The organism is Tepidibacter formicigenes DSM 15518 (assembly GCF_900142235.1).
Lineage (GTDB): Bacteria > Bacillota > Clostridia > Peptostreptococcales > Peptostreptococcaceae > Tepidibacter > Tepidibacter formicigenes.
In genome coordinates this window covers 1-5,196 of sequence record NZ_FRAE01000103.1, presented here as the reverse complement: position 1 = coordinate 5,196, position 5,196 = coordinate 1, and the positions used below count along the sequence as shown (strand labels likewise).

General features: G+C 27.1%; 4 protein-coding genes. All 4 read left to right on the top strand.

The window, feature by feature from the left end; genetic code table 11:
• Nucleotides 1–302 precede the first annotated feature (302 nt).
• The 4 genes from BUA77_RS12570 (at nucleotide 303) to ftsH (ending at nucleotide 4,906) form a co-directional block, all read left to right on the top strand.
• Nucleotides 303–725, top strand: a complete 423-nt coding sequence (locus BUA77_RS12570; RefSeq protein WP_072890810.1) for a DUF1934 domain-containing protein — start codon at nucleotides 303–305, stop codon at nucleotides 723–725.
• Between the two features lie 120 nt (nucleotides 726–845).
• The gene (locus BUA77_RS12565) at nucleotides 846–1,550 is read left to right on the top strand and encodes a hypothetical protein (protein WP_072890808.1); all 705 of its coding nucleotides are present in this window, start codon (nucleotides 846–848) and stop codon (nucleotides 1,548–1,550) included.
• 11 nt (nucleotides 1,551–1,561) lie between these two features.
• Nucleotides 1,562–2,956, top strand: a complete 1,395-nt coding sequence (tilS, locus tag BUA77_RS12560; protein WP_072890805.1) for a tRNA lysidine(34) synthetase TilS — start codon at nucleotides 1,562–1,564, stop codon at nucleotides 2,954–2,956.
• A 78-nt stretch (nucleotides 2,957–3,034) separates the two neighbouring features.
• A complete protein-coding gene (ftsH, locus tag BUA77_RS12555; protein ID WP_084605785.1) occupies nucleotides 3,035–4,906 on the top strand; it encodes an ATP-dependent zinc metalloprotease FtsH in 1,872 nt (623 codons plus the stop codon).
• Nucleotides 4,907–5,196: the final 290 nt, after the last annotated feature.

Here is a 5,196-nt window from a genome sequence, read left to right as displayed (position 1 = left end):
TAAAAAGAAAGTGGGATGAAATCACTAATATCAAAAAAATGATTTAACATAGAAAGTAAATTGTATTGATTTTGATTAAAAAACTTTTCAAAATCAGAAGAAATATTAGAAAAGTTTAATTGTTTAGCTTGAACTGGCATAAGTTTTTCCTCCTTTTTTCATTTTGAGTTATACACATCTAGTTAATGTATATATACCCAAAATGGGGGAAACTTAGCCATTTCTATAAATTTAAATGTAGTATTTATGCGAGTTGTAGAGTTCTGCAACGAGCTAATAACTCATTTTTAGGGGGGGAAATAATGAATCAAGAAGTTGTAATTAAGATGAAAACTTGTCAAATAGATTCAAAAGGTGAAAAAGATACTATGGAACTTATAACACAAGGAAAGATTTATAAAAAAAATAAAGCTTTATATATAGTATATGAAGAATCAGAAATATCAGGAATGGCTGGAACTACTACAACTTTAAAGATTACTGAAGATTGTATTACAATGAAAAGATTTGGAAAAAATAATTCGGAGTTAATTTTTAAGAAAGGAAAAAGATTTAAGACAAAATATAGAACTGTACATGGAGATTTTTCCATAGAAACATTAACTAAATCTATAGATGTAGAAATGAGTCAAGATTTAAGCAATATTGATATAAACATAAATTATGACATAAATATATCTGGTTTATTTGAAGGTAAAAATATAATTAGTATAAAAGTTAATTAGTTATAATTAATATATAATATGTTTATTTTTTAGGTAGTGTAATTTACACTACCTTTTATTGTTTTTATTTGTTATTATAAATATGAATGAAAAGATAAGCCATTGTATTGAGGTGATGTTTTGAAATCTAATGATAAGAAAATAGGCTTAATTTTAGTACTAACTATGCTTATGATAGCAATGCTGATTACATCTTCTATAGTTTTGATTTTAAAATTTTATGGGAAAGAAAAACTTATGTATACATTGGATAGTTTGGGAATAATAAAAAATATGAAACAAAAAGAATATATAAAAGAAGAGATAGATGAATTTCCTCACTTAACCATATTTTCTAATGAAGAAAAAAGTATATTTTCTGATTTAAATCATAAAGAAAAGATATTATATTATAAAATAAAAAAATATTCATATTTAAACAGCAGTGAAATAAAAGCTGTTCTAGATTTAATGAAAGAATTAGATTTTAGATATGATTATTTTATAAGTGCAGTAGCAAATAAAAATTATAATAGTCTAATTTCAAGTCAATATATGTATTCTTTAGTTTATGATAAATATAAAGAATTGATAGATATATATTTAAAAGGAAATTCAAATGAATATAAAGAAATATATATAAAAGGACTATATTTTCATTATTTAAGTAATATTTATAAATATGATTTACAAAGATTATTAACAGAATATAATATGGGATATTATGAATCAAAGGAGTACTATAGAAGAAATAACACTTTTGATAGTCAATTTTCTATAGATTGTATTAAAAATATAAAAATATATAGAGATATTTATAGATATTATTTAAAATATATAAAATAAGAGGGATAAAAATGATTGTAAATAAAGTAAGAGATACTATAAAAAAGCATAATTTATTAAGTGATGGAGATAAAGTTATACTAGGCCTTTCTGGAGGGCCTGATTCTGTTTGTCTTTTACATATTTTAAATTATTTAAAAGATGAATTTAATATAAAGCTATATGCAGCTCATTTAAATCATAAAATAAGAGGAATAGAAGCTCAAAAGGATGCTATGTATGTAGCAAAAATTTGTGATGTAATGGGGGTAGTGTGCTTTATAAGAGCTATAGATGTACCAAAATATTGTGAGGAAAATAATCTATCATTAGAAGAAGGGGCAAGAATCTTAAGATATAATATGTTTTTTGAAATAAAAGAAAAAATAAATGCAAACAAAATAGCTATTGCTCACAATATAAATGATCAAGCAGAAACAGTACTTATGAGAATTATGAGAGGAACTGGTCTTCAAGGATTAAAAGGAATAGAATACAAAAGAACAGATGGAATTATAAGACCCCTTTTAGATGTACCTAGAGAAGAAATAGAAAAATACTGTGAAGAAAACAATTTAAATCCAAGAATAGATTATACTAATTTACAAGATATATATACTAGAAATAAAATAAGATTAAAGTTAATACCATACATGAAGGAAAATTTTAATCCAAATTTAAAGGAATCTATTGCTAGAATGGCAAATTTACTTAGAGAAGATAGTGACTACATAGAAGAACAAGCTAATAAAGTTTTTTATGAAGTATGTGAAAAAAAATCTGAAAATATGCTTGTTTTAGATATAGAAGAGTTTTTAAAGGTTCATAAAGCTCTTAAAAATAGGATAATAAGAAAGTCTATTAATTTTATATTAGGGAATATTAAAGGTATAGATCAAAAACATATACAGGATGTATTTAATTTGATTTTTGAAAATAAATCAGATATAAGAATAGATTTACCTAAAGGGCTTATGGTATATAAAAAGAAAAATAAGATTATATTTACTAATGAGGAGTTAATAGAGGGAAAAATAAGCTATAATTATAAGCTCCCTAAGAGTGGATATATAAAGATAAAAGAATTAAATGCTATAGTTGAAAGTAAAATATTAAGTATAGAAGAAGTAGATAATCTTAAATATGATGAATATACTAAGTTTTTTGATGCAGACAAAATATATGGAAATCTTTTAATAAGAAGCAGAAGAAATGGTGATAAAATAAAAATTTTAGGATTGGGGGGAAATAAAAAAATAAAAGATTTGTTTATAGACTTAAAAATACCAAAGGAAAGTAGAGATAAAATACCTATATTATCCGATGAAAAAGGAATAATTTGGGTAATGGGTTATAGAATGAGTGAAGACTATAAAATAGATAAAGATACTAAAAATGTATTAAAAGTAAGTCTTAAACTTCTATAATTTGGTGATGTTGTATTGAATTTTTATTTATGATAAAATAAACTAATATTATTGACCTGAGAGAAAGGAGGGCTCTATTTGAAGAAATTATTTAAAGGAGCAACTTTTTATTTGCTTGTATTTATAATAATAGTTTCAATTGTTCAAGTTTATGGTAAGCCTACTCAAGGAGTAGAAGATTTAGATTTTTCAAAGGTTTACCAAGAATTAGTTAAAGAAAATATTTCGGAGCTTACATTTACAAACGAGGCAATAGAAGGAAAAATAAAAAATACTAATCAAAAGTTTAGATCATACGTTCCTTATCCAGTGAGCAAAGATAAACTTTCAGATATTATTTTAAAACAGGTTTCTCAAGGAAAGCTTGTACTAACTGGTAAGCCAGAACCGGGTACTCCTTGGTTTTTTGAAATACTACCTTCTATATTCATGATACTTATATTTGTAGTGTTTTGGTTTGTATTTATGCAGCAATCCCAAGGTGGAGGAGGTAGAGTTATGAATTTTGGTAAATCAAAAGCCAAGCTTCATAAGGGAGATGAAAAAAATAAAGTTACCTTCGGTGATGTTGCAGGACTTGAGGAAGAAAAAGAAGAGCTTCAAGAAGTTGTTGATTTCTTAAAAAACCCTAAAAAGTATATAGAATTAGGAGCTAGAATTCCTAAGGGAATATTAATGGTTGGGCCTCCAGGAACAGGGAAGACTTATCTTTCAAGAGCTGTTGCAGGAGAAGCTGGTGTTCCGTTTTTTAGTATAAGTGGTTCAGATTTTGTTGAGATGTTTGTAGGGGTTGGAGCATCTAGAGTTAGAGACTTATTTGAGCAAGCTAAGAAAAATTCTCCTTGTATTATATTTATAGATGAGATTGATGCTGTTGGAAGAAAAAGAGGAGCAGGTCTTGGAGGAGGTCATGATGAAAGAGAACAGACTTTAAATCAGTTATTAGTTGAGATGGATGGGTTTGGAATAAATGAAGGTATAATAATAATGGCAGCAACAAATAGACCAGATATATTGGACCCTGCATTACTTCGCCCAGGAAGATTTGATAGACAGGTATTAGTTGGTGCACCTGATGTAAGAGGTAGAGAGGCTATACTTAAAGTTCATTCTAGAAATAAGCCTTTATCAGATGATGTAGATATTAAAGTTCTTGCTAGAAGAACTCCTGGATTTACTCCAGCGGATATTGAGAATCTTATGAATGAAGCAGCAATTTTAACAGCTAGAAAAAGAGAAAAGAAAATAAAAATGGAAACAATAGAGGAAGCTATAACTAAAGTCATAGCAGGTCCTGCTAAAAAGACTAGAGTTATAAGTGAAAAAGAAAGAAAATTAACTGCATATCATGAAGCAGGTCACGCGGTAGCAGCAAAGCTTCTTCCTAATACAGATCCTGTTCATCAAGTAACAATTATACCTAGAGGAAGAGCTGGAGGATTTACTATGCAGCTTCCAGCTGAAGATAAATATTATGCTACTAAAACACAAATGGAAGAAAATCTTATTGTTCTTCTTGGTGGTAGAGTTGCAGAAGAACTTGTTCTTGAGGATATATCAACTGGTGCTCAAAATGATTTAGATAGAGTATCGAGTACTGCTAGAGCCATGGTGACAAGATATGGTATGAGTCCAAAGCTTGGACCTATGACATTTGGAGATAGCTCTGATGAAGTTTTCTTAGGAAGAGATTTTACAACAAGAAGAAATTATTCTGAAGAGGTTGCTTCAGAAATAGATAGAGAAATAAGTAGAATTGTAGATGAAGCAAACAACATGACTAAAAAACTTTTAAGTGAAAATATAGATAGACTTCATTATGTTGCTAAAGCACTTCTAAAATATGAAACTCTTGATGTAGAACAATTTGAAAAAGCATTTAATAAAGAACTTCCATTAGATGAAGAAAAAGATATATTTGATACAGACAATAAAGATGATGAAATATAAAAATTAAAAAAAAGTCTTAATGTTGATTTATTAACATTAAGACTTTTTTTTATTCTATAGGAAACTATAAATTTTTTAAACTGTTGATAACTTTGGTAACTGAATAAAAGTATCAACTATTTTGAGCAACGGAGTCCGTTAGGACTCGTTGGCGACATGAGCCATGCGATAGCATGAAGCGAATTTTTTTATCATATTAATTTATATTATTTAATAATATTATAATGGTTTTTATTGGTTGGACATCATAGATACATCTAAATTATTTAAAAAGTTCAAATATTATAACA